21 protein-coding genes are annotated in these 24860 nt (G+C 72.3%); 10 read left to right on the plus strand and 11 right to left on the minus strand.

Features of this window, described 5'->3' with window-relative positions:
• Window positions 1–152 precede the first annotated feature (152 nt).
• Window positions 153–515, minus strand: coding sequence for a hypothetical protein (locus tag ACZ37P_RS20430; RefSeq protein WP_467347866.1), 363 nt, complete (start codon window positions 513–515; stop codon window positions 153–155).
• Between the two features lie 157 nt (window positions 516–672).
• Here ACZ37P_RS20430 and ACZ37P_RS20435 point away from each other — a divergent pair, with 157 nt between their 5' ends.
• Window positions 673–2766: a cellulose binding domain-containing protein gene (locus ACZ37P_RS20435; RefSeq protein ID WP_467347868.1), complete on the plus strand. Its 2094-nt coding sequence runs from the start codon at window positions 673–675 to the stop codon at window positions 2764–2766.
• A 49-nt stretch (window positions 2767–2815) separates the two neighbouring features.
• On the opposite strand, the gene ACZ37P_RS20440 is transcribed toward ACZ37P_RS20435, so the two are convergent.
• The 5 genes from ACZ37P_RS20440 to ACZ37P_RS20460 form a co-directional block, all read right to left on the minus strand.
• On the minus strand, window positions 2816–4114 hold the full coding sequence (locus tag ACZ37P_RS20440) for an ArsB/NhaD family transporter (protein WP_355339992.1): 1299 nt from the start codon (window positions 4112–4114) through the stop codon (window positions 2816–2818).
• A 257-nt stretch (window positions 4115–4371) separates the two neighbouring features.
• Window positions 4372–4728, minus strand: a complete 357-nt coding sequence (locus tag ACZ37P_RS20445; protein WP_391041687.1) for an immunity 51 family protein — start codon at window positions 4726–4728, stop codon at window positions 4372–4374.
• A 31-nt stretch (window positions 4729–4759) separates the two neighbouring features.
• Window positions 4760–5572, minus strand: coding sequence for an ABC transporter ATP-binding protein (locus ACZ37P_RS20450; RefSeq protein WP_467347871.1), 813 nt, complete (start codon window positions 5570–5572; stop codon window positions 4760–4762).
• Between the two features lie 6 nt (window positions 5573–5578).
• On the minus strand, window positions 5579–6955 hold the full coding sequence (locus ACZ37P_RS20455; RefSeq protein ID WP_467347872.1) for an ABC transporter permease: 1377 nt from the start codon (window positions 6953–6955) through the stop codon (window positions 5579–5581).
• Window positions 6956–7047: 92 nt separating this feature from the next.
• On the minus strand, window positions 7048–8400 hold the full coding sequence (locus tag ACZ37P_RS20460; RefSeq protein ID WP_467347873.1) for an ABC transporter permease: 1353 nt from the start codon (window positions 8398–8400) through the stop codon (window positions 7048–7050).
• Window positions 8401–8979: 579 nt separating this feature from the next.
• On the opposite strand from ACZ37P_RS20460, the gene ACZ37P_RS20465 reads away from it, so the two are divergent.
• The 5 genes from ACZ37P_RS20465 to ACZ37P_RS20485 all read left to right on the plus strand — a co-directional run bounded on the left by ACZ37P_RS20465 (window position 8980) and on the right by ACZ37P_RS20485 (window position 13254).
• Window positions 8980–9642 carry a response regulator transcription factor gene (locus ACZ37P_RS20465; protein WP_401851653.1) on the plus strand — a complete coding sequence of 221 codons (663 nt, stop codon included), beginning with the start codon at window positions 8980–8982 and terminating at the stop codon, window positions 9640–9642.
• The gene (locus ACZ37P_RS20470; protein WP_467347874.1) at window positions 9633–10898 is read left to right on the plus strand and encodes a sensor histidine kinase; all 1266 of its coding nucleotides are present in this window, start codon (window positions 9633–9635) and stop codon (window positions 10896–10898) included. Before ACZ37P_RS20465 ends, ACZ37P_RS20470 begins: the two co-directional genes overlap by 10 nt.
• Window positions 10895–11290 carry a GNAT family N-acetyltransferase gene (locus tag ACZ37P_RS20475; protein WP_355340012.1) on the plus strand — a complete coding sequence of 132 codons (396 nt, stop codon included), beginning with the start codon at window positions 10895–10897 and terminating at the stop codon, window positions 11288–11290. The genes ACZ37P_RS20470 and ACZ37P_RS20475 overlap by 4 nt, the downstream gene beginning before the upstream one ends.
• A gap of 207 nt (window positions 11291–11497) precedes the next feature.
• The gene (locus ACZ37P_RS20480) at window positions 11498–12172 is read left to right on the plus strand and encodes a hypothetical protein (protein ID WP_355340015.1); all 675 of its coding nucleotides are present in this window, start codon (window positions 11498–11500) and stop codon (window positions 12170–12172) included.
• On the plus strand, window positions 12169–13254 hold the full coding sequence (locus ACZ37P_RS20485; RefSeq protein WP_467347875.1) for a hypothetical protein: 1086 nt from the start codon (window positions 12169–12171) through the stop codon (window positions 13252–13254). Before ACZ37P_RS20480 ends, ACZ37P_RS20485 begins: the two co-directional genes overlap by 4 nt.
• A 101-nt stretch (window positions 13255–13355) precedes the next feature.
• Here ACZ37P_RS20485 and ACZ37P_RS20490 read toward each other — a convergent pair whose 3' ends face one another.
• Complete coding sequence (locus ACZ37P_RS20490; protein WP_467347877.1) at window positions 13356–15419, minus strand: phosphocholine-specific phospholipase C; 2064 nt, start codon at window positions 15417–15419, stop codon at window positions 13356–13358.
• A 442-nt stretch (window positions 15420–15861) separates the two neighbouring features.
• On the opposite strand from ACZ37P_RS20490, the gene ACZ37P_RS20495 reads away from it, so the two are divergent.
• From ACZ37P_RS20495 to ACZ37P_RS20505, 3 genes are all read left to right on the plus strand, one after another.
• Window positions 15862–17061, plus strand: coding sequence for a glycoside hydrolase family 43 protein (locus tag ACZ37P_RS20495; protein WP_467347878.1), 1200 nt, complete (start codon window positions 15862–15864; stop codon window positions 17059–17061).
• Between the two features lie 629 nt (window positions 17062–17690).
• The gene (locus ACZ37P_RS20500) at window positions 17691–18740 is read left to right on the plus strand and encodes an ANTAR domain-containing protein (RefSeq protein WP_467347880.1); all 1050 of its coding nucleotides are present in this window, start codon (window positions 17691–17693) and stop codon (window positions 18738–18740) included.
• Window positions 18740–19585 (plus strand): PIG-L deacetylase family protein, encoded by an 846-nt coding sequence (locus tag ACZ37P_RS20505; RefSeq protein WP_467347881.1) that lies wholly within the window; start codon window positions 18740–18742, stop codon window positions 19583–19585. The genes ACZ37P_RS20500 and ACZ37P_RS20505 overlap by 1 nt, the downstream gene beginning before the upstream one ends.
• Window positions 19586–19660: 75 nt before the next feature.
• On the opposite strand, the gene ACZ37P_RS20510 is transcribed toward ACZ37P_RS20505, so the two are convergent.
• The 3 genes from ACZ37P_RS20510 to ACZ37P_RS20520 all read right to left on the minus strand — a co-directional run bounded on the left by ACZ37P_RS20510 (window position 19661) and on the right by ACZ37P_RS20520 (window position 22883).
• Complete coding sequence (locus tag ACZ37P_RS20510) at window positions 19661–20419, minus strand: GAF and ANTAR domain-containing protein (protein WP_355340038.1); 759 nt, start codon at window positions 20417–20419, stop codon at window positions 19661–19663.
• Between the two features lie 5 nt (window positions 20420–20424).
• Window positions 20425–21222 (minus strand): GAF and ANTAR domain-containing protein, encoded by a 798-nt coding sequence (locus ACZ37P_RS20515; RefSeq protein WP_467347883.1) that lies wholly within the window; start codon window positions 21220–21222, stop codon window positions 20425–20427.
• Window positions 21223–21536: 314 nt separating this feature from the next.
• Window positions 21537–22883 carry a GAF domain-containing SpoIIE family protein phosphatase gene (locus ACZ37P_RS20520; protein ID WP_355340044.1) on the minus strand — a complete coding sequence of 449 codons (1347 nt, stop codon included), beginning with the start codon at window positions 22881–22883 and terminating at the stop codon, window positions 21537–21539.
• Window positions 22884–23152: 269 nt separating this feature from the next.
• Between ACZ37P_RS20520 and ACZ37P_RS20525 the strand changes: the two genes are divergently transcribed.
• On the plus strand, window positions 23153–23800 hold the full coding sequence (locus ACZ37P_RS20525; protein ID WP_401851678.1) for a sigma factor: 648 nt from the start codon (window positions 23153–23155) through the stop codon (window positions 23798–23800).
• 117 nt (window positions 23801–23917) lie between these two features.
• Here the strand turns inward: ACZ37P_RS20525 and ACZ37P_RS20530 are convergent, their stop codons facing one another.
• Window positions 23918–24799 (minus strand): SigB/SigF/SigG family RNA polymerase sigma factor, encoded by an 882-nt coding sequence (locus tag ACZ37P_RS20530; protein WP_355340050.1) that lies wholly within the window; start codon window positions 24797–24799, stop codon window positions 23918–23920.
• Window positions 24800–24860: the final 61 nt, after the last annotated feature.

The following is a 24860-nucleotide window of genomic DNA, read 5'->3' on the forward strand; positions in this document are numbered from 1 at the left end:
CGGATAGTCCCTGTCGACAACCGCCTTTACCGGCCCGCGCCTTTCAAACATGCGTACCCACGGAAGATCTCGCGCGCGGACGCGAGAGCGGGGCCGACCGGCCGGTCGGCCCCGCCGAATACGCGTTGTCCGCGCGGGCCGGTCCCCGGGAATCAGGGCGTGATGGAGAGCCGTGACGGAGAGCCGTGACGGAGAGCCGTGACGGAGAGCGCCGCGCGGTTGCCGCCCGACGCGCCGGGGTCGGCGATGGCGGTGAAGCGGAAGAGCTGGGTGCCGGTGTCGTAGCCGACTGCGCTGACGCAGCCGACGCAGCCGACGCAGCCGACGCAGCCGACGGAGCCGACGGGGCCGACGGAGCCGGTGGTGGCGGCCACGGCGGGCTTGCGGGGGGCGTAGCCGTGGAGGGTGACGGGCGCCTCGCCCGGCGCGAAGGCGTCCGTGGCGCGGACGGTGCCGTCGTCGCTGAGGTGCTCGACGCGCCGGTCGCCGTGCGAGACGAAATTCCCCGCGTGCATGAACCGCCGCGCGGCCCGCGTCGCGCCCGGCCACCGCCCCGGACGGGGTGGGGCGTGCGAACCATTGACAGTGGAGGCGGTCGCCCGCATTGTGGGAGCGCTCCCACGCGTACGCGGCACGACCCCCCACATCCCGCCTCCCGAAGGTGAGTACGCCGTGCGTCTTGTCATGCCCCCCGGCCCCCAGCCCTTACGCGGGCGCCGCCGCCCGCTCGTGGCGGCGGCCTCCGCCGCCGCGCTCCTCGGCACGCTGCTGCTCGGCGGCGCCACCGCGCGGGCCGACGACCCGCCCGCGGCGCCCGCGGACGTCACCGTCAACGCCAACGAGGGCCTGGGGACGATCCCCGGCACGGCGTACGGCCTCAACAGCGCCGTGTGGGACGCGCAGATGAACGAGCCGCAGGTCCAGGACCTGCTCCAGGCCGCCGACGTCGGAATGCTGCGCTACCCCGGCGGCTCGTACGGCGACATCTACCACTGGCGGACGAACACCGCGCCCGGCGGATACGTGGCGCCCGGCACGGACTTCGACGCGTTCATGGGCACGGTCAAGAAGATCGGCGCCCAGCCGATGCTCATCGCCAACTACGGCTCCGGCACACCGCAGGAGGCCGCGGACTGGGTGCGGTACGCCAACGTCACCAAGGGGTACGGCGCGAAGTTCTGGGAGGTGGGCAACGAGCTGTACGGGAACGGGCATTACGGCTCCGGCTGGGAGCAGGACGACCACGCCGACAAGTCGCCCGCCGCGTACGCGAACAACGTGCTCCAGTACGTGTCGGCGATGAAGGCCGTGGACCCGACGGTGAAGGTCGGGGCGGTGCTGACCATGCCGGGCAACTGGCCGGACGGGGTGATGGCCGACGGCGAGAGCGCCGACTGGAACCACACGGTCATCCCGCTGATCGCGGGCAAGGCCGACTTCGTGATCGTCCACTGGTACCCGAGCACGTCGGACACCGCGCAGATGCTCAACACGCCCTCGCAGCTCGCCGGTGAACTCGGCCAGTTGAAGGACCAGTTGACCGCGGCGGGCGCGGGCGACACCCCCATCGCGCTCACCGAGGTCAACGGCGGCCGGGACGTGGACACGCAGCCGAACGCGCTGTTCGGCGCCGACGCGTATCTGACCGCCCTTCAGAACGGGGTGTTCACCGTCGACTGGTGGGACACGCACAACGGCGCCCAGCAGATCTCGACGTCGCCCAACGGCGCGACCGATTACGGCGATTGGGGTGTGCTGTCCAGCGCCAACTGCGTCGGCACGGTGTGCGAGCCCGCGCTCAACACGCCGTTCCCGCCGTACTACGCGATCCAGATGCTGAGCCGGCTCGGGCGGCCGGGGGACCGGATGGTCGGCGCGGGCAGCGGTGCCGCGACGGTCGCGGCACACGCCGTGCGCCGCGCGAACGGCGACCTGAGCGTGCTGCTGATCAACAAGGACCCGTCGGCGGCGCGGACCGTGGCCCTGCACTACACCGGCTTCACCCCCGACACGTCGGCAGGGGTGACCGTGGATACCTACCGCGACCAGGCCGCCGCGATCGACACCGTCACGTCGGCCTACAGCGCCCAACAGACGCTGCCGCCCTACTCGTTGACCACCGTCACCCTGCACCCCAAGGCCGGTACGGGCTCGGCCCTGACCGCGCCCGGCGCGCCGAGGGTGACCGCGGCCGGGGACACCACCGCCACCGTGAGCTGGACGCCGTCGACCGGCGGCGCGGTGACCCGTTACGAGGTCTACCGGCAGGTCGGCACGGTCAGCGAGCTGCTGGCCGACAGCACGGGCACCTCCGCGACCGTCCACAACCTCACGCCCGGTACGACCTTCACCTGGAACGTCCTGGCGCGGGACGCCAACGGCCGGCTGTCGCCGCCGTCCGACCCGGTGACCGTACGCACCGGCACCCCCGCGCACTCGACCTGCCAGGTCGGCTACCGCACCACCGCGGGCTGGGGCAACGGCTTCAACGCCGAGGTGACCGTCACCAACACCGGCCCGAGCCCGATCACCGGCTGGACGCTCGCCTTCGCCTTCCCCAGCGCGGGCGAGTCCGTGTCCGGCTTCTGGAACTCCAAGGTCACGCAGACCGGCAGGCAGGTCGTGGCCACTCCGGTCGACTGGAACGCGACGCTCGCCGCCAACGGCGGCAACTCCGCCTCCTTCGGCTTCACCGGGGCCAACGACGGCGCGGCGCCCCCGCCGACCGTCTTCACCCTCAACGGCACGGTCTGCACGACGACGTGAGCTCCCGGTCCCGTACGGCTTCCGCTACGGCTTCCGGTACAGCTTGCCGTCACGCCAGCGCGAAGTAGCGCAGCCACAGATAGAGGGCCGATACGGCGACGGTGGCGGCGGTGACGACGAGGCCGTAGCGGGTGAACTGCCAGAAGGAGATGGGCTGTCGGGCGCGTTCGGCGATGCCGAGCACGACGACGTTGGCCGAGGCGCCGATCGCGGTGGCATTGCCGCCGAGGTCGGCGCCGAGGGTCAGCGCCCACCACATGACGTGGTCGGGGTCGCCGCCCAGGTGACGGACGAGGTCGGCGGCGACGGGCGCCATCGTGGCGACGTACGGGATGTTGTCGACGACGCCGGACAGGACGGCGGACGCGCCGAGCATCAGCATGGAGCCGCCGAGTTCCCGCTCGCCGACGGCGTTGGCGAGGGCGTCGGAGACCTGGCCGATGACGCCGGTGTCGATCAGGCCGCCGATCATGACGAACAGCCCGGCGAAGAAGGCGAGGGTGGGCCACTCGACCTCGGTCAGCACCTCGCCGGTGTTCGCCCGGGACACCGCGACGAGCAGTCCCGCGCCGAGCAGGGCCACGACGCTCGGTTCGAGGTGCAGCACCGGGTGCAGGACGAAACCGGCGATGACGAGCGCGAGTACGGCCAGGCCCTGCCGGAGCATCCGCGGGTCGCGTATCGCCTCGCGCTCGTCCAGCGCCATGACCGCCAGCGCGCGGTCGGCGTCCCCGTCGAACGCCGAGCGGAACATCACGCGTGACAGGCCGATCAGCACGAGCACCAACACCACGGCCAGCGGCGCCAGATGGACGAGGAAGTCGTTGAAGGTCAGGCCCGCGCGGCTGGCGATGATGATGTTGGGCGGGTCGCCGACGAGCGTCGCGACCCCGCCGATGTTCGCGGCGAAGACCTCCGCGATCAGGAACGGCGCGGACGGCAGGGCGAGGCGTTCGCAGACCAGCAGGGTGACGGGCGCGACGAGCAGCACCGTCGTCACGTTGTCCAGCAGCGCGGAGGCGGTGGCGGTGACGACGATGAGCATCACCATCACGCGGAACGGTTTGGCCCGCGCCCGCTTCACCGACCAGATCGCCAGGTACTCGAAGAGGCCGGTGCGCTTGAGCACGCCGACGATCATCATCATGCCCAGCAGCAGGAAGATGACGTTCCAGTCGATGCCGGAGTCTTCGGAGTAGAAGGCGGAGACGTCGTCGGTCGCGCCGATCGCGAGCATCAGTCCGGCGCCGCCGAGCGCCGCAGCCACCCGGTGGACGCGTTCGCTGATGATCAGCGCGTACGTCCCGAAGAAGACGGCGACGGCCGCCCACGCGTGCCAGTCACTCATCCGGCACCGCGTGTTTCGCCCGTATCCACGTCACGACTACCACGGACGGTGCCCCCGATCAGCGAAGAGAGTTCTCTCGTATTCGCCGACCAGACTTCCCGGCACACCAGCGACCAATTTACACGTCTCATACGACTTCTTGACGCGGATGCGGTGATTCCGGGGGTCCGGGGGTTCGGGGGTCCGTCACGGGCGGAGGGCGGTGGGCGGTGGGCGTGGGCGGTCGGCGGGGGAACGGGGCCCCGCGGCGGCCGAGTTCAGTCGAACCAGGCCGGATCGCCGGTCTCTATCAGGTGCTTGAGGACCGCCTTGTCGGTCAGGGCCTCCTTGAGAAGGGCGCCCAGGGCCTGGAGCGCTTCGGGGTCCGTGCCGTAGGCGACGAACATGCCCGCTTCGGGGTCGAAGGAGACGCGGTCGAGGAGTTCGGGCGCGCGGGAGCGGATGGCCGAGCGGGCGACGCCCGTCCAGCCGTAGCCGCTGCCGTACTGCTCGCACTCCTCGAAGACGTCCATGAAGGGGACCATGTCGGTGTCGCTGAGCAGCAGGCAGTAGTTGCCCGGGTCGTGGTCGTACTCGAAGAACGTGAGCGGGTCCAGCGTCGAGGTTTCGGTCATGGGCTGACGCTATAGGGAGCCACTGACAGGCTCAGGCGGCCCGCGTCGTGGTGACTTTGCCCTTGCGGAGGGTGAGGGTGCGGTCGGAGCGGGCGGCGAGGGTCTGGCTGTGGGTCACGACGATGACGCACTTGTGCTGGATGTGCGCCAGGTCGCGGAAGATGTCGATGATGCTGTCGGCGGTGTCCTCGTCGAGGTTGCCCGTGGGTTCGTCGGCGAAGAGGATGTCGACGTCGCAGGCCAGGGCCCGGGCGATGGCGACGCGCTGCTGCTGCCCGCCGGAGAGCTTGAGCACATTGCGGTGCGCGGCGTCGGGGTCGAGGCCGACGCCGGCCAGGATGTCGAGCGCGCGGGCTTTGCGCCGCCCGGTGGCGGGCCTGGCGCCGGTGATCTCCATCGCGGTGACGACGTTCTGAAGGGCCGTCATGTACGGCAGCAGGTTGTACTGCTGGAAGACCGTGGCGGCGTGCTTGTTGCGGTAGCGGCCGAGGCCGATGGACGCGATGTCCCGCCCGTCGAAGCGGACGGTGCCCGTGGTGGGGCTGTCCAGGCCGCTGGCCAGGCTGAGCAGGGTGGTCTTGCCGCTGCCCGAGGGGCCGAGGATGGTGGAGAACGTGCCCCGCTCGAAGGACACGTCGATCTGCCGGAGCACGGTGGTCTTGCGCCGCTGGCCCTGGTAGGTGTGGCTGACGGCGGAGAGTTGGAGGACGGGGGGAGCGGCGGGGACGGCGTCGGAGGTGGCGCCGGAGGCGGCCTCGGGGGCGGCGTCGGGGGTCGCGCCTGCCGCCGTAGCGGCGTCCCGGGACTCGCGCGGAGTCCGTGAGGTGCCCGAATTCCGTTTCATATGAGGTCACTTGCCCTTCGTGAGGATCGTGCGCGGGGTGAGCCGGAGTACGGCGGCGCCGGGGACGGCGGTGGCGAGCAGGCCGATGCCGAGGCCGACGCCCGCGACGGTGGCGAGGTCGGACGGCGACAGCCGTACCGTGATCGAGTCGATGGGGACGGCGCCCTCGACCGGCTTGTCGTTCATGTCGATGCCTTCCTCGAGGCCGGTGGAGCCGGGGGGCGGCGGCTGCCAGGCGTCGATCTTCCGCTGGGCGGAGGCCGCTTCGCCGCTGAGCAGCGAGTCGCCCGCCTTCTGCGTCAGGCTCTGGGCGAACAGCGCGCTGAGCCCGACGGCGAGCGCGGCGGCCACGGTGATCTCCACGGCCTGCTGGGCGACGAGCTTCCACTTCCTCTCGCCCATCGCGAGCAGCACGCCGAACTCCCGTTGCCGCTGCCGGACCGCGAGGGTGGCGAGCAGGCCGAGGACGAGCGCCCCGGCCACCCCGATCAGCCACATCGCCGCCGTCGCGGAGGACGTGATGCTCCGCAGCGGGCCGGTCATCTGCCGCAGCGCCTTGTCGTTGAGGTCGAAGGCGAGGCCGTGCAGCGCGTCGCCCGCCGTCCGCTCCGCCTGCGCACGGAAGGCGTCGTACGTCGCCGGGTCCTTCAACCGGAAGGTGGCGCCCTGGAGTTGCGGCGCTCCGCCGCTGCCGTCGGAGTTGAGCCTGCTCAGCGCGGCGGCCGGGACGATCAGCCGGTCGCCGGGCGCGATGCCGTACTCGCTGTCGACGGTGTCGGACGGGTCGCGGTAGACGCCCTTCACGGTGAAGACGGCCTTGCGCTTGCCCTTCGGGTCGTTCTCGCCGAGCGTGAGCGTGCCGCCGGGCGCGAGGCCGTTCTTCTTCGCCAGGCGCTCCTCGACGAGGACGCTGTCGTCCTCGCGGTCGGCCGCCGTGATCGGCTCCCCCGACAGCAACGTCCAGGTGCCGTCGCTGAAGTGCGGCATCAGCGTCGAGTCCAGGACGCCGAAGGCGAGTGTCGAGTTCGCGGGGTAGTCCGGGGCGAGGGGCTTGCCGGTGGCGGTTCTCGCGCCGTTCAACAGCCGTGTGCCGTCGAAGGAGTTGTACGTGTACTTCTCCACCAGGGGGGACGCGCCGATCCGGTCCACGACGTCCGCGCCGATGGTCGGTGCCTGTCCGGTGAACGGCGCGTCCATGTCCGCCCCGAGCGTGACCTCGGCGCCGAGCCGCTGCCTGGCGGCTTCTGTCGCCCGAGCCGTGCCGGACTTGATGAGGACGCCGCCGAGCACCATGGCGGACACGACGAGGAAGGTGCCCAGGGTGATCAGGGTCTTGCCTTTGCGGGACCACAGGCTCAGGCCCGCGCGTTTGACGAAGTTCATGACAGTCGGCCTCTTGGGGGGTCGGTGGTGGTGCGCATGGGTGAGGGCGTGGGCATGGGCGGGGGCGTGGGCGTCGGGATTTCGCGGTGCGGCTATTCGGTGTCGGTGAGGATCGAGCGGGGGTGCAGGCGCAGGATTCCGACGCCGGGCAGGACCGTGGAGACGAGCGCGATGCCGAGGCCGATTCCGGCGACCTTGCCGAGGTCGCCCGCGCTCACGCGGATGTCGGGTACGGCGGGGGTGTCGTCGGGGGCGGCGGCTTCGTGGGGCGCGGTACCGGGGCGGGACGGGGTGCCGGGGCGGGACGCGTCGGATTCACTGGACGCGTCGGCTTCGTCGGACGCGGAGCCGCCGGGGCGGGACGCGGCGCCGCCGTACTGCTCGCGGGCCAGCAGCGTCTCGCCCGCCCGGTGCGCGAGGGACTGCCCGGCCAGCGCGGCCACCCCGAGCGCGGGCACCAGCAGCACGGTCACCTCGACGGTGTGCTGGCCGATGAGCTTCCACTTCCGCTCGCCCAGCGCCAGCAGCATGCCCAGTTCGGCCCGCCGCTCCTTGACCGTCAGCAGGACGACCAGCCCGAGGATCGCCGCGCCGCACAGCGCGATCAGCCAGACCAGCGCCCCCGCGAACGCCCCGACCCGCCGCAGCGGCAGCACCTGGTCGCGGTACGCCTTGTCGTTGACGTCGAAGCGGAAGCCCTTCGGGCCCAGCAGCCGTACCGCCTCCGCGTGGAGCGGTTCCGCCCGGTCGGGCGAACCGATCGTGAAGACCGCCTCCGTGGGCTTCGCCCCGAGCCCCAGCGCGGTGACGGCGGCGACCGGCACGTACACCTGGTTCGCGCCCAGGTCGGCGGCGGACGTCCACTGCGGCGGGTCCTGGCGCGTGTCCCGGTAGAGCCCCACGACCTCGAACGGCTCCCGCCGCCCGCCCGCGCCGCCCAGCTCGACGGTGTCGCCCACCGCGAGCCCGTGCTTCGCGGCCAGCCGCCGTTCGAGGAGGATCACCTTGCGGCGGGCGTCCGCCACGGTGATGCCCCGGCCCGCGACGACACGGACCCGGCCGGTGGCGAAGTCGAGGAGCGTGTCCGACGCGCGGACGCCGTTCAGCGTGAGCCCGTCCTTGCCGCCGCCGCCCGGAGCCCCCTCCGGCACCACGGCCGCCAGGCCCGGCGGCGGGACCGTCACCGCGCGCAGCAGCTCGTTGTACCGCTCGACCAGCGGATACGTCCCCAGCCGCCCGACCACCGCCGAGGTCAGCCCGTCCCCGCGCACGGTGACGTCCACCCCCACCCGCCGCTGCGTCTCCGCCTCCCGTCGCTGCGTCGCCCCCCTGAGCAGGAACCCCCCGAGCAGCAGCGCGCAGATCACCCCGAACACGCCCAGCAACAGCGCGGCCTTTCCCGCCCGTGCCACCAGACTGAACGCTGCCCGCTTGACGAAGTTCATGCGCCGAGCACACCAGCCGCCCCCGCGCAGCGGCATAAACCCGGTTACGTTCCCATAAGCCCCCGGCCAAGACCCCCAGAGCCGCAGCCGTACAAGATCCCCACCTGGGGCGCTCCCGCCCCCGCCCCACGTCGGCGGCCGTCTGCCGACGTCCGGCAGGCGGGCGTAGCAATGGCCCGGCGGGCCGTCTACGGCGGGGGTCCCGCATGCCCCGTCCGGCAGGCGGCGGACCTGGCCCCGTATCGCCTTCGGCCCTGCGTCGCCGACCGCCGCGCGCACGGCGTACGGCGACTGCCGACTCCCGTCGTCCGGCCGGTCGGGCGCAGCGGTTGCCCGGCTGGCCGCCTTCGGCAGGACGCGCAGGCCCTCGTCCGGCAGGCGGCCACCGGCCGCTCGTACCGCGTAGCGCTTACGGCTCCCGCGCCCGGCGGGCCGCCGCCGGCCGCGTACCGGCACCGCCGGCCGCGTACCGGCACCGCCGGTCGAGCCCCGGCTCCGGCGCCCGCCGGTTCTTCGGCGACCCGTCCGGAGGACGCACGCTTATCTCCGCGTACGGCCCCCCGTGTTTCCCTGGCCCGCATGAGAGTTCTGGTGGCCGAGGATCATCACGTGTTGGGGCGGACGATCGTGATCGGGCTGCGGCGGCAGTCGATGGCGGTGGACCTGGCGGTGTCGGGGGACGCGGCCGAGCGGATGTGCGGGGTCACGGAGTACGACGTGCTCGTGCTCGACCGGGATCTGCCGGTGCTGAGCGGGGACGAGGTGTGCCGGAGGGTGCGGGGGATGGCGGCGCCGCCGCGGATCTTGATGCTGACGGCGGCGGGCGGGGTCGAGGACAGGGTGTACGGGCTGGAGCGGCTGGGGGCGGACGACTACCTGGCCAAGCCGTTCGACTTCGCCGAACTGGTCGCGCGGATCAGGGCGTTGAGCCGCCGGGCGCTGAAGGCGCCGCCGGTCGTGGTGGCGTACGAGGGCATCACGGTGGACGCCGCCAGGCGCGAGGCGCGGATCGACGGGCGGGCGGTCGAGCTGACGCCGAAGGAGTTCGCGGTGCTGCACGCGCTGGTCGGCGCGGGCGGCGAGGCCGTCACGCAGGAGGAGTTGGTGCGGTCCGTGTGGGACGAGCACCTGGACCCGCGGACCAGCGCCGTGCGCGCCACCGTCAGCCGCCTGCGCGGCAAGCTCGGCCCGCCCGACGTGATCGTGGCGGACGCCGGAGAGGGGTACCGGCTGTGCCGCTGATCAGGCCCCCGCGCCCGCACCTGACGTTCCGGGCCCGGCTGGCCGCCGCCTTCGCCGGGCTCTTCCTCCTCTCGGGGACGGCGCTGCTGGCGTTCGTCGTGGTGCTGGCGCGCTACGGGACGACACGGCAGGTGCAGGGCATCGGGGTCAGCCGCGCCACCGGGGGACCGACGGACGCGGCGACGTACGCCCCCACCGGCCGCACCGGACCCGTCGTACCCCACGGCGGCTCCGGCGGCACGGGCGCCATCGATGGCGCGGGCGGCACGGGCGGCACCGGCGACGGCATCTCGATCCGCGCGCTGCACTGGACCGTGGGCGCCGTGCAGGACGCGGCGCTGCACCAGATGATCCTGTGGTCGGCGATCGGCCTGGTGCTCGTGACGGTGCTGGCCGCCGCCACCGGCTGGTGGCTCGCGGGGCGGGCGCTGCGCCCGGTCGCGGCCGTGACGGACGCCGCCCGCCGGATCAGCGAGCAGAACCTGCACGAACGCCTCGCGTTGAGCGGCCCGGCCGACGAACTCCAGCGCCTGGCCGACACGTTCGACACGATGCTCGACCGGCTGGAGAAGTCCTTCGAGGGCCAGCGCCGCTTCGTGGCCAACGCCTCCCACGAACTGCGCACCCCGCTGGCCGTCCAGCGCGCCTGCCTCGAAGTCGGCCTCGCCGACCCGCTCCCCGACGGCCTCGCGGACGTGCGCGACGACCTCCTCACCGTCAACCGCGACGCCGAGCGGCTGATCGACGCGCTGCTGCTGCTCGCCCGCAGCGACCGCGGCCTCGAACGTACCGAGCAGGTCGACCTCGTACCGCTGGCGCGTCAACTGACCGGCGAGCTGCGCCACTTGGCGCAGGAGAAGGACGTCCGGCTCACCGTGACCGCCGACCGGCCGCTGCGCGTCGAGGGCGACCCGGTCCTGCTGCGGCACCTCCTGTTCAACCTGATCCGCAACGCCGTCCAGTACAACCACCCCGGCGGCGCCGTCTCCCTCGACCTCGCCGACGACACCCTCACGGTCACCAACACCGGCGAACCGGTGCCCGCCGACCGCGTGCCCGACCTCTTCGAGCCCTTCCGCCGTCTCGCCCCCGACCGCACCAGCGGCTCACCCGCGTCCGGCCACGGACTCGGCCTCGCGATCGTCCGCTCCATCGCCACCGCCCACCACGCCACGCTCACCGCCCGCCCCACCCACCCCGGCGGCCTGGCCGTCACCGTCACCTTCGCCCGCGCCGACCGTACGATCGCGGCGTGACGATCACCTACGAGTGGCGCGGCCACGTCGACAACGAAGCCCTCAACTCCCTTCACGCCGACGGCTTCGGCGGCCCGCCCGCCCGCACCGACTGGCGCGCCCGCCTCGAACGCCACAGCCTCGGCTGGGTCTGCGCCCACGACGACACCCGCCTCATCGGCTTCGTCAACGTCATCTGGGACGGCGGCGCCCACGCCTTCCTCCTGGACACCGTCGTCTCCCGGCCCCACCGCTCGAAGGGCGTCGGCGCCCACCTCGTCGCCACCGCCGCCCACCACGCCCGCGCCGCCCACTGCGAATGGCTCCACGTCGACTTCGAGCCCCACCTCCGCCCCTTCTACCTCGACACGTGCGGCTTCCGCCCCACCCCAGCGGGCCTGATCGCCCTGTGACTCCGGATGCCGGCACCGCAGCCGTCGTGTTCCCCGCGCAGTGACGCGATCGTGACGCGCTGAGCGCGGGAGCACTCTCGAACCTCACGCGTTCTCTTCGCTACCGTGGGTGGCGGATACGGGGGGTCAGGCGTGCGGGGTCCGAGGGGGCCTTTTCGCCGACGCCCCGAACGGTGCCCACGGACAACCGATCGGGAGACTTCGACCATGCGAGCCCGCTCAGCATTTCCCGTCGCGGCTCTCGCGGCGACCGCCGCGTTGACGCTCTCCGCCTGCGGCGGCGGCTCAGGTGGCGGCGACAGCAAGATTTCCCCGACCACGGCGCCCTCGGCCACAGCGACGGCGACCGCGACATCGGCGCAACCTACGGCGACGGGTGGGGTGTTGACCGTCGACCCGGCGCTCGCGCTCCCCGCGGACCTGAAGCTCGACTTCGACTGGCGGCTTCCGGCGGACGACGCCGAGGCCGGGGTCCTGACCGCGTCGGCCGACTTCATGCAGTCGATGACGCACGGCGTGGTCGAGCAGAGCGTGAAGGGCGGGGCCCTGAACACGTACGCGGAGGGCGACGCGTACAGCTACGCGAAGCAGTACGTCCAGATGCACATCGACGCGAAGAAGACGGTGACCGGTACCGACCGCTTCTTCCGGCCCGCCGTCAAGCTCCTCGCCAAGAACTCGGCGGCCGAAGTCACCTTCTGCGAGGACCAGTCGAAGCTGTTCAGCAAGGAGATCGGGACCGGGAAGGTGCACGTCACCGGCGCTGACGACCGCAACTACGTGTCGTACCAACTGGTGCTCAGCCTGTTCCGGCCCGGCACGCAGCTCTGGCGAGCACAGTCGATCACCACCAAGGAAAGGGCGTTGGAGTGCAAGCAATGACGGGTACGGGGTCACTCCGCCGCGCGCTGCCCCTCGCGGCGCTCATCGTGTTACTCACGGCGGCACCGGGTTACGCCTTCGACGACACCGGTTTGCCGCCGTCGGGTGGAAAGGGTTCGGGTGGAAAGGGATCGGGTGACAGCGGCGGAAACCTGGAGGCCATCGCCCAGGGGTACCGGCTGACGTATCCCACGGGCAGGCCGAGCGGCGCGAGCCGACCGTTGGCGTCGGTCAACGTCAACTGGACGCCGCCGCCTTGCTGGTTCGGGCCGAAGTACACCCCCGAGCAGTTCAAGGCGGAGTACACGAAGAACTTCAACGACGAACTGCCCCAGGTGCACGGCACTTTCCGTACCGCCATGGGGATGGACCGGGACCACTACCAGAACGGGCTGGACTACCCCGGCGGGGACAAGGGCTACAAGGACTTCAACAGCGCCGAGGCCGGCAAGGGAATGTGGTGGCTGGTGACTGTCAATCCGGACGCCGACCCGTCGGCGCAGATGGGCTGCAACGACCAGACGCCGAGGTGGGTGCCCAACGGCCAGATGCCGCCTGCCGGGACCGGGCATGTGATCACCCCGGAAATGCTCTCCAAGCTCGCCTTCGCCCACACCCACGTACCCGGCGTGAGGATCGTGACCAATCCCGCGGGCCCGCAGACGGTCAACATCCCCACCTGGGTGACCCTGCGACAGGCGTACACGCCGGTGAAGGTGCGGGCGTCGGTGGACCTGGGCGGCGGCCGGGAGATCTGGGCCGAGACCACCGCGGAGCCGTCCGCCGTGCACATCACCCCCGGCACCTCCGACGCCACCGTCTTCCCGTCCTCCGGCGACTGCCCGATCGGACCCGACGGCAAGGTCGGCGCCGCCTACAACGGCGACCCGAAGGCAGCCCCTCCCTGCGGCGTGACGTACCTGCGCTCGACGCAGAACACCCCGCCGTACCAGCTCGATGTCTCCGTCAACTGGCATGTGAGCTGGACGGGTTCGAGCGGCGGCCCCTACGCCCTGCCCGACGGCAGGGTCGGCGACCCGCGAGAGGTGACGGTCCGGGAGATCCAGACCATCAACAACTGACCGTCCGCGGCGGGCGGTTCAGCCGGGCGGACCAGATCCATGGCTCGTCCGGCGGACCGGGATGCGCGGGATCCGGACGGACTCGCGCCGCCGCGGGGTCCTCAGGTTGTTGATGTTGCCGGGTCGCTGGTGCTGGGGGTGCCGGTTTCCACGTGGGCGGCGAAGCGGCGGAGGTAGGCGGGGTCGGTGGTGGTGGTGACGGTGATGTCGTACCAGTGGTTGCCGGCCGGGACGCCCCAGGCGGGGACGGTGCGGGAGGCGCCGGCGGCCACGGTGTAGGTGTAGTGGGCGGTGGGGGCGTAGGCGTCGGTGGCGTTGAAGGTGACGGGGGCGCCGGTGGGGTTGCTGAAGACGAGGGTGACCTGGCCGGTGGCGGGGGTGTGGCGGGCGGTCACCTCGGGGCCGATGGAGCCCGCGGTGCCGGCCATGCGGCGCAGGAAGCCGTTGGGGCCGTGGACGGAGAAGTCGTAGCGGTCGGAGGCGGCGGGCATCAGCCAGGTGTCGACCAGGGATTTGCCCGCCTCGACGGTGTACGGCCAGGGGCCGTCGGAGCGGACCGCGGAGGTGACGAGGAAGGCGGCGCCCGCCGTGCCGAAGTTGCGGAAGGTGAACTGGAAGCGTCCGCCCGCGGGTTGGGTGTCGGCGGCCAGGTCGTACGGCAGCGGGCGGGCGTTGCGCAGGCCCGGTTCCTGGCGCGGGACGGCGCCGGTGGCGGGCGGGGTGGGGACGTAGTCGCCGGGGTTGTTGTGGTTCGGCGGTACGTAGCCGCCGGTGCCGGGGAGCGCGGGCGCGGCGGCGTTGCTGCGGGTGAAGTCGAAGGCGGCGGTGAGGTCGCCGCAGACCGCGCGGCGCCAGGGTGAGACGTTCGGGTTGCGCACACCGAAGCGCTTCTCGATGAACTGCACGATCGAGGTGTGGTCGAAGGTCTGCGAGCAGACCCAGCCGCCCGTGCTCCAGGGCGAGAGCACCAGCATCGGCACGCGCGGCCCGAGCCCGTACGGCCCGGCCGCGTAACCGGAGAGCCCGCCGGTGTAGAGGTCCTGGGTGACGTCGGCGGTGGACAGCCCGCGCGCGGCGGAGGCGGGCGGGAAGGGCGGCACGACGTGGTCGAAGAAGCCGTCGTTCTCGTCGTACGTGAGGAAGACGGCGGTACGGCTCCACACGTCGGGGTCGGCGGTGAGCGCGTCCAGCACCTGGGAGATGTACCAAGCGCCGTAATTGGCGGGCCAGTTGGGGTGTTCGCAGAACGCCTCGGGGGCGGCGATCCAGGAGACCTGGGGGAGTTTGCCGCCCACGACGTCGGCCCTGAGCCGGTCGAAGTAGCCGTCGCCGTTGCGGGCCGAGGTGCCGGTGCGGGCCTTGTCGTACAGGGCGCTGCCGGACTGGGCGTTGCGGTACTGGTTGAAGTACAGCAGGGAGTTGTCGCCGTAGTTGCCGATGAAGGGGTCGCTCGTCCAGCCCCAGCCGCCGCCGGAGTTCAGGCCGGTGCCGGTGTCCTGGTAGACCTTCCAGGAGACGCCCGCCCGCTCCAGGATCTCGGGGAAGGTGGTCCAGCCGTACCCGGCCTCCTCGTTGCCCAGCACCGGGCCGCCGCCCTTGCCGTCGTTGCCCGAGTAACCGGTGTACATGTAGTACCGGTTGGGGTCGGTGGAGCTGAGCATTGAGCAGTGGTAGGCGTCGCAGATGGTGAACGCGTCGGCGAGCGCGTAGTGGTACGGGATGTCCTGGCGGGTGAGGTGCGCCATCGTCGTGGTGGACTTGGCCGGGATCCAGCGGTCGTAGTTGCCGCCGTTCCACGCCTGGTGGGTGCCGTACCAACTGTGGTCGAGGTCGCGGAGGAACTGGAGGCCGAGGTTGTCGATGTTCGGCCGGAAGGGGAGCGTCTCGTGCCCGGCGGCGTCCGCCTGGTGGAAGACGGACTTGCCGCTGGGGAGGGTGGCCGGGCGGGGGTCGCCGAAGCCGCGCACGCCGCGCAGGGTGCCGAAGTAGTGGTCGAAGGAGCGGTTCTCCTGCATCAGGACGACGATGTGCTCGACGTCCTGGAGGGTGCCGGTTCCCGCGGCGGCCGGGATCGAGGCGGCCTTGGCGATGCCGCCGGTGAGGACGGACGCGGCGGCGGTGGCTCCGGCGAGTTGCAGGAACCTTCGGCGGTCGACGTTGGGCACGGGGCTTCTCCTGACGGTCCGGTGGGGGCGGGCCGTGCTGCCGGTGGCGCTCGGGGCGTGCTCTGGCGGTGCCCCGGCAGGGCGGGTCCGGCTGCGCGGTGGTGCGTGCGGAGGGGGCATTTGCGGCATACGCGAACACGTGTGGCGTGCACATGATGGTGATCCGGGGCGGATGGTGTCAATGGGGCGCGGGGGAGTACGGGTTGACCGGCCGAGTCGTACCGCCTTGGGTGATTGACATGCCCACGGTCACTCGCGATGCTGTTGGAACGTGCTACCACCGGTGTTGACCCTTGTGCGGGAGCGGTGGAAACGGTGGGATTCAAGCGGTCAGAGCGCCAAGTTCCCCCCTCCGATGCGGTTCTGACCGGACGTCGTCCCTCGGCGGGCGCTCCACCGCCCGCCCGGCGTCGAAGCGGAGGCCCGACCATGGAACGGGACTATGAAGCTTCTGCGAAGTCTCCACAGTGCCTTGGCAGGCGGCGGCCGGGGCGGTTCGTCCGGCACCGGTCTGGGCGGTTGGTCCGGGGGTGACCCGGCCGGTTCGTCCGGCAGCGGCCCGGCCGGTTCGTCCGGCACCGGCAGGGGTGCCCTGGCCGGCACAGTGTGCGCAGCCCTCGCGGCCGTACTCGCCCTGCTGGCCGTGCTGTGTTCCGCGCCCGCCCAGGCGTCCCAGACCACCATCCACAACGCCGACCCGAGCGTGATCCGGGTCGGCAGCACGTACATCTCGGCCGAGACGTCGGGCGGCGGCATCGCCGTACGGAAGGCGTCGTCGCCCGACGCCCTCGGCGCGGCGGCCTCCCGCAAGGTCTGGTCGGACACCAAGGGCCGCGGTGAGGTGTGGGCCCCGGAGATCGTGGTGGACGGCGGCCGGTACTACATCTACTTCACGTCGGGCGCCGGAGCCGCGCACCGGATGTACGTCATCAGCTCGGCGACCGCCGACAGCGGCTACGGCGCCGAGACCCAACTGGCCCTGCCCAACGACAAATGGGCCATCGACGGGAACCTCTTCACCTTCAACGGGCAGCGCTGGTTCGTCTGGTCGGGCTGGGCGGGCGACACGAACGTTGAACAGAACCTGTACATCGTCCGGATGAGCAGCCCCACCACGCCGACCGGCGCGCGCTACATCATCTCCCAGCCGCGCGAGAGCTGGGAGCGCGTCGTCGGCAACCCGTACATCAACGAGGCGCCCGCCGCCGTCAAGGACCCCAACGGGCAGCTCCACATCGTCTATTCGGCCAACGGGAGCTGGAGCGACCAGTACTGCATGGCCGATCTGCGGCTGCGCTCCGGCGGTGACCCGACGTACGTCTGGGACTGGTACAAGTCCAACGGCTGCCTGTTCGGCGCGCACGCCGCCACCATGATGTCCGGCTGGGACCCCACCCTCTACGTCAACGGCCCCGGCTCCCACAGCTTCGTCCTCCTCAACGGCGACATCGGCACCAGCCCGCCCGCCGGCCCCCGCTTCCCCCTCATGTTCACCGCCGTCCCCAAGGGCACCCCCTACTCCTGGTCCAACCGCTACTGGTTCACCGGCACCTTCTGCTGGTGGGGCAACACCACCTACTCCCGCGCCAACGTCCCCGGCCCCACCTCCGACACCGGCTTCAGCCTGAAGTTCTTCGAATAACCCCCACCGGTCCCGGTTCGGGGTGCTGGCGGGGGCGGGGGGAGGGGGATGGCGTACGGGGTGCGCCCCTGCCCCCGGCGGTTGTCCGAACGTACGGTTTGAGCAGGTGAGGGCTTTGACGCAGCACCCCCATGGGCGGAATCCGGCGAGCGGCGCGCTGGGCGCGTACGAGCTGGGCGGGTACGAACGGCACGCGGACGCGCTGTTCTCGCTGGCGCTGTCGCTGTGCCGCGATCCGGAGCGGGCGGTCGACGCGGTCGCGGCGGCGGTGGCGCTGTCGCACCGGGGGGCCGGCGTCCGCGGCGGCCGGGGAACTGCGGTCGGTACTGCGCCGTGCCGCCGACCTCCCGGCCGGGCGCACGGTGTGACGTCAGGGTGCCCGCGGACACCCGGGAGGTAGGGTGGAAGGAGCGTCCCTGCCCCTGGCGCAGTCGGTTGAGTGCGATGCCGCCACCGGGGCCGCGGATCTCCCGCGGATCACCTCGCCGTGACGGGCGGAACCCACAACCGCTGAACGGATGACCGTTCACCCTTACGCGAACGCGATGACCGCGTGACCGGTCTCCGTCCGTCGTTCCTTCCGCGCTCGGGGAATCGAGGCCATGTGAGGCCGTATGCGGTGGTGCCCGATGGCGGCTGAGCGCCTGGCGGAGGCACTGCGTCTGCTCCAGGACGGCCAGGGGTCGCCCGCGGTGGCCGTGGCGGGCGCCGCGGCCCTCGAGGTGGACGGCGTCGCCGTCTCGCTGGGGAACGAGCCGGGCAGGACCGAGGTGCTGTGGTGTTCCGACGACGTGTCGCGCGGCTTCGAAGACCTCCAGCTCACACTGGGGCAGGGCCCGGGACCCGACTGCATGGTGGGCGGTACGACGGTACGGGTGCCGGATCTGGCCCGCGTCCGCCACGACCGCTGGCCCGAGCTGGTCATGGAGGCGCCCGGCCTGGCGGCGCGCGCGGTCTTCTGCTTCCCGCTGCGCATGGGCGGGATCGGACTCGGGGTGCTGACCGCGGTGCGGCGCGCGCCGGGGCCGTTGACCAGCGGGCAGAGCGCCGACGCGGCGATCCTGGCCGCCGCCCTGACCAGGTACTTCCTGGAGGGTGCCGGTCGGGCACGCCAAGAGGCGGATCGTGTGCGGCCTCAGGACCCTGTGATCCCGCAGGGCCAAATGAACCCGCCGGGCCCGATGAACCCGCCGGACCCCGCGGACCCGCCGGACCCCCTCCCCTTCCTCCATCACGCCGTGGTCCACCAGGCGACCGGCATGGTCAGCGTCCAGCTCGCCGTCTCCCTCGCCGACGCCCTGCTGCGGCTGCGGGCCCACGCGTACGGCAGCGGGCGCACCGTGACGGACGTGTCCCACGACGTCGTGGCCACCATCGCGATCCTCCAACAGCGGACCCTCGCGCACGCCGAGGCGGAACGCGACCAGCTCCAGTACGCGCTCCACAGCCGGATCATCGTCGAACAGGCCAAGGGCATCCTCGCCGAGCGCTGGAACATGTCCCTCGACCAGGCCTTCGCTACCTTGCGCTCCTTCGCCCGAGCGCGTCAGCACAAGATCTCGCACCTGGCCCGCCTGATCACCGAGGGCGGCTTCGACACCGACGTCATCGCGCACGGCGTCAAGGAAACCAATCGCGCGGAACCGGGCGGCCCCGTGGCCGGTAGGGAGACATCCTGATGGACCAGCACGACACCCCGCACAACCCCGAGCAGCACACCGATGACCCGCACACCGACGAGCAGCACACCGACATCCCGCACACCGAGAGTCCCGAGCACGCCGATCCGCTCCAGGCGCCCGGCACCGACGAGGAGCAGTGGCGCGCCTGGGACGGCTGGGCGCACCTGGCCGACACCGAACTGCCCACCGCCGGACGGGTGGTGGTCGTGGCCGCGCACCCCGACGACGAGGTGCTGGGGGTGGGCGGCAGCATCGCGCTGCTCGCCGCGGCCGGTGTGGCGGTCACCGTCGTGTCGGTGACCGACGGCGAACTGTCCCACGCCGACAGCACGGCCATCACGTCCCATCAGCTCGTCGGCATCCGGGCCGCGGAATTGCGCGAGGCCCTGGCCGAACTCGGCGCCGACGCACAGGACATCGTCCGGCTGAGAGTGGCGGACACCGAGGTGGCGGGCCATGAGGACGAGGTCGCCGCGGCCCTGGTGCCGCTGCTGTCCGACGCCGACCTGTGCCTGGCGCCGTGGACCGGTGACGTCCACAGCGACCACGAGGCCGCGGGCCGCGCCGCGCTGACCGCCGCCCGTAAGGCGTCGGTGCCCTGCCTGCTCTATCCCGTGTGGATGTGGCACTGGGCCCGCCCAGACGACCCCCGCGTGCCGTGGGCGTCGGCGTCCCTCGTCCGGCTGCCGGAAGAGGTGGCCGCCCGTAAGCGGGCCGCTGTCCAGCGGTTCGTCAGCCAGGCCAGGTCCCTCGGCAGCTCGCCGGATGACGCGGCCGTCCTGCCGCCCGGCGAAATCGCCCACCACGTCCGGGACTTCGAGGTCGTGTTCACACCGGCCTGAGCACCCCAGGGCCTGGGCGTCCCGGTGCCTGAGCGCCCCAGTGCCCGGGCGTCCCGGCGCCTGAGTGCCCCGCTCCTACGCGCCCGTCCGCGGCGCGCGCGTCGGAAAGGTGCGGATGGTCTCCGTGGCCTGCGTGCCGTCGGCGATCTCGCGGGCCAGGTCGGAGAGTTTGCGGCCGTGGGCGTGGGCGTAGGAGCGGAAGACGCTGAACGCCTCGTCGACGCCCAGGTGCCAGCGCTCGGCGAGGATGCCCTTGACCTGTTCGATGGTGATGCGGGCGTTGAGGGCGTACTGGAGCTGGTCGCGTTCGGCCTCGGCGTGGGCGAGCGTGCGCTGTTGGAGGATCGCGATGGTGGCGACGTCGGCGAGGGCCTGGGCGAGGGTCACGTCCTGGTCCGTCAGCGGCTCCGGGTCGGTCTGGAAGAGGCTCAGCGCGCCGATCACCCGGCCGCGCAGCCGCAGCGGCAGCGCGTTGGTGGCGACGAATCCGGTGGCCTCGGCCCCGGCGGTGAACTGGGGCCAGGCGGCGGCCACTTCGGGAGCGCCGAGGTCGACGTTGGTCCGCGGCTCGCCGTCGTGGTAGCAGTCGACGCAGGGACCCTGGTCGTGCTGGAGCGCGAACAGCTCCAGCAGCCTGGTGTGTTCGTCGGAGGCCGCGAGTACGTGCAGGACACCGTTCTCGTCGGCGAGCAGGACGCCGACGGCGGCGACGTCCAGCAGCTCCATGCAGCGCACCGACAGCTTCTGGAGGAAGTCGATGACGTCGAAGTCGTCGATCAGGAAGTCGGCCACCTCGACGAAGACCTCGGTGACTTGCTGTTCGCGGGTCGTCATGGAGATCAGTCCTCGTCTGCTGCGGGTGAAGGCGGGTTCGGATCGGGGCTCGGTTCGGTCCTCGTACCTGGGCTCTGACCGGGGCTCGGGTTGGGGACCATCCTCAGCCGTCTGGCCACGACGTCCCGGGCCACGTCGGCCAGAGGACGCTCGTTGCCGTACGCGTAGGCGCGCAGCCGCAGCAGCGCTTCCGCCAGCGGCACGGCGAGCTGGACGCTGACCATGCCGGTCGCCTGGTGCAGCACGGCCTGGTGCAGGGCGGGGGCGGGCAGAGCGGGGCCGGGCATACCGGGAGCGGACAGAGCGGGACGGCCGCTGGACGGCGTCCACGCGTCCCCGGGGTCGAGGAAACGCCGGGTCAGCAGGCCCGCGAGGACACCCGCGTCACCGTCCTGTTCGGGGGTCAGGCGGCCGGGCGCGTCCCTGACCAGCGTCAGCACGCCCAGCGTGATCGCGCCGACGCGCAACGCGAAACAGAACACCGCCCGTACGCTGAGCGCGGGCGTCTCCCGCAGCAGGGCGGGCCAGCGGCCGGCCGGCGTGAGCCCCAGGTCGGGGACGCGTACCGCGGTGCCGCCGGCCAGGCAGTCGGGTCCCGGGCCCTGACCGACCGTGAGCTGGAGATCCTCGAAGGCGCGCGCTCCGGCACCGGAGGACCACAGGACCTCCGACGCGCCGGGCCGGCTGCCCGCGCTGATCGCGATGCCGTCCACGCCGAGCGTCTCGGCGACTCCACCGGCGACGTCCGGCCAGTCCGAGGTCTGGAGCGCCCGCAGGATCTCCGCCATGCGGTCGCTGATCACGCGGCACCGCTCGACGGCCGTCGTACGACCGGCGCCCCACGGGCAGGGGGAACCGCGTAGAGGTCGATCTCGCCCTCCCAGCAGACGGCCGCCCGGATGTCGCACCGGAACGGCATCATCGTACGCACACCACCCACGCCTGCCCCGCGCTTCCCCGTACGCACACCGCACACCCCGCCCCGCGCCCCGCGCTTCCCCGAACCCCGCCGCGGCCGGTCCACAGGCTGTGGACACCGCTGGGGAACGCCCGGCACGCCACCGCTCCGGCACGTCACCGCACCGGAACGCGTATGCGGAACGAGAACCCGGCCGGGTCAGGCGCGCGGCGGGACCCGCAGCGCGAGCAGCGCGGTGTCGTCGCTGGCCCAGCCGCCGTGGTAGTCGCTGAGCGTGTCGGCGATGTACTCGATGGTGTCGGCGGCGCCCATGGTGTGGGTGTCGCCGAGGGTACGGGCGAGGGCGGCCTCGTCGAACATCGGCCGGCGCGGCTCCGCGCCGCGCGGGTCGGGCCGCGCCTCGCAGGCGCCGTCGGTGTAGAGCAGCAGCAGGTCGCCGGGGGTCAGCCGGAAGCGGACGTCGGAGAGGTGTACCGGGTCGACCACGCCGAGGAGGGTGCCGGGGGTGCCGGCCTGCCGGACGCGGCCGTCGGCGCGGCGGATCAGGGCGGGCGGGTGTCCCGCCAGGCACAGCCGCCCCGACACCCCGGACCCGCTGGCGCGGAAGGTGGTCTGGACGGCGGTCAGGAAACGGGGGGCGCCCTGCGCGAGCATGGCGGTGTTCAGCCGGTCGAGCACCGCCGCGGGCGACAGGTGCTCACCGGCGTCCGCGCGCAGGGTGTAGCGGGCCAGCGCGGTCACCTTGGCCGCCTCGGTCCCCTTGCCGCACACATCGCCCATGACCGCGGTCCACCAGGCCCCGCGGGCCTGGAACAGGTCGTAGAAGTCGCCCACCACGCTGATGTCGCCGCTCGCCGGGATGTACAGGGCGGCGGCGTCCACACCCGGCACGGGGCGCAGGGCCGGGGGCAGCAGGCTGTCCTGGAGGCTGCGGGCCAGTTCGCGGGAGGCGGCCAGCGCGCCCTGCGCGGTCGACAGCGCGTTCTCGGCGGTCTGGAGGGCGGTGTGCACACGGTCGAGCGACATCCGCACGTTGATCTCGTTGGACACCGCCCGCGCCAGGACCGACATCGTCTCCAGTTCCTGCGGTGTCCACACCCGAGGGTTGGCGTCGATCACGCACATGGTGCCGATCGGCTGCCCGTCCGTGGTCACGATCGGGAATCCGGCCCACGCGCCCACGCCCCACGGCCCGATCGCCGGATGCCCCGCCGTCCGCGGGTCCTTCTCCGCGTCCTCCACCACGAACGGCCCGTTCTCACCGACGGCGAAGTAGCAGAAGCTGTCGCCCACCGCGTTCTGCCAGCTCTCCACGTCCCCGTAGGGCAGGTGCGGTACCGACTTCCAGTACGTACGCGTCTCGCCGACGAAGGTGATCGCGGAGATCGCGGCGCCGGTCACCGACACCGCCAGCCTGGTCAGATCGTCGAAGACCCGCTCCGGAGCGGAGCCGACCATGCCGCTGGCGTCGAGCGCCGCCAGCCGACCGGGGTCGGACAGCACGGCCGGCAACCCGTCCGCCCGCACGCCGCCCGGGTACTCCATCGCTCCCGCCACAACCCTTGCCCGTTCCGTCAGACGGCGTTTTTCGCGCGCCAGCCAACCACGCGTTCCGGACCCCTGCCAGCTTCCCGCCGCAACGATCCGAACACCTGTCCCTGATCCAGTATGAGGGCCTGCCCCCCGGGTCGCGCGGGCGAACGGCCCGTTCGGCGCCGACGACCGGGTCCCGGCGGCTTTCGTGGGTGCGGTCTGCGGTGGCGTGGGAGCCTTGGCCGCGTATGGGAACGGTCTGCGAGGGAAGCTCACCATTTATGAACGGTACGGGTGGCGGTACGAGCGGCGGTACGGGTGGCAGCGCGGTCGGCGGTACGAGCGGCAGCGCGGTCGGCGGTACGGGGGGCGGCGATACGAGCGGTGACCCGGGTCAAGGCGCGGACGTGCGGGAACTCCTCATCCGCGCGGGCAAGGGCGACCGCGACGCCTTCGACCGGCTCTATCCGCTGCTGGCGCCCGCCGCCTACGGCCTGGCGCACTGCATGACGGGCGACGCGGTGCGGGCCGAGGAGCTGTCCCGCGAGGCGCTGGTCGACGTCTGGCGCACGGCGCCCCGCTTCGACCCCGCCCACGCCGACGCCCTGACCTGGGCGGTCACCCGCGTCCACCGAAGCCTGGTCGGCCTGCTCAGGTCCGGGCGGGACACGGAGGCCGTACGGACCGACGTCGGCCCGACCCTGGACGCGATCCTCGGGCGGCTGCGGGAGATCCGCGCCGACCCGCGGGTACGGACGGACCTCAAGCGGCTGACGCCCCGGCAGCGCGAGGCGGTGGTCCTGGCGGGCCTCGGCGGACACGCCTGTCCCGCGGCGGCCGTCGACCAGGCCGGTCCGGCGGCCACGAGACGGCCGGTCGATCTGCGCGACGGCCTGATCCGGCTGCGGGACTGGCTGCCCGGGCGCTGAGCCGGGCTGAGCCGGGCTGAGCCGAGCCGCGCACAGCTCGGCCGCCGAGCGGATCGCTGTCCGGTCGGCGGCCGTGGTGCTCCGTGCCGTGGGGCTGTCCTGCTGGCCGGTCGGCGGCTACTTGTCGGTGAGCATCCCGGCCCGCAGCTTGGCCAGGGTCCGGCTGAGCAGCCGGGACACGTGCATCTGGGAGTAGCCGAGCTCCGCGCCGATGTCGGCCTGGGTCAGCTCCTGTCCGAAGCGCATCCGCAGGATGCTGCGCTCGCGGTCGTCCAGCTTCGCCAGCAGCGGCGCCAGCGCCTGGAAGTCCTCGACGAGTTCCATCGCCGGGTCGGCCGCGCCGATGGTGTCGGCGTACGAGCGTCCGGCGTCCTCGCCGTCGTCACCGGCGGGCAGGTCGATGGAGCCCGCGGTGTAGCCGTTGGCGGCCACCAGGCCCTCGACGACCTCGTCCTCGGTGATCTCCAGGTAGGCGGCCAGCTCGGCGAGGGTCGGCGGCGCGTCCAGGACGGCGGTCAGGTGGTCGCGGGCCTTGGCCAGCTCGACCCGCAGCTCCTGGAGGCGGCGCGGTACGTGGACGGCCCAGGACGTGTCGCGGAAGAACCGCTTCATCTCGCCGACGATGTACGGGATGGCGAAGGTGGTGAACTCCGTCTCCCGCGACAGGTCGAACCGGTCTATCGCCTTGATCAGGCCGATCGTGCCGACCTGGACGATGTCCTCCCACTCCTGCGGGCCGCGGCTGCGGAACCTGCGGGCGGAGAAGCGGACGAGGGACATGTTCATCTCGATCAGCGTGCCGCGCGCGCGGCTGTACTCCTCGGTGCCCTCCTCCAGCGACTGGAGGCGGTCGAAGTACAGCTTCGACAGCTCGCGGGCGTCCTTCGGCGAGACCTTCGCCGGGTCCGCGACCTGCGGCACCTCACCCACGGCCGGAACGCTCCGGCCGACTCCGGTCGGCAGTGCGGTGGTTCCCGCGTCGTGCGTGATCGCCGTCATGTGTTCGCCCAACGTCGTCGGCTGTGACCCCAGGCACGTACCCCCTCTCACGCGTCGCACG

Source organism: Streptomyces sp. NPDC024632 (genome assembly GCF_055559175.1).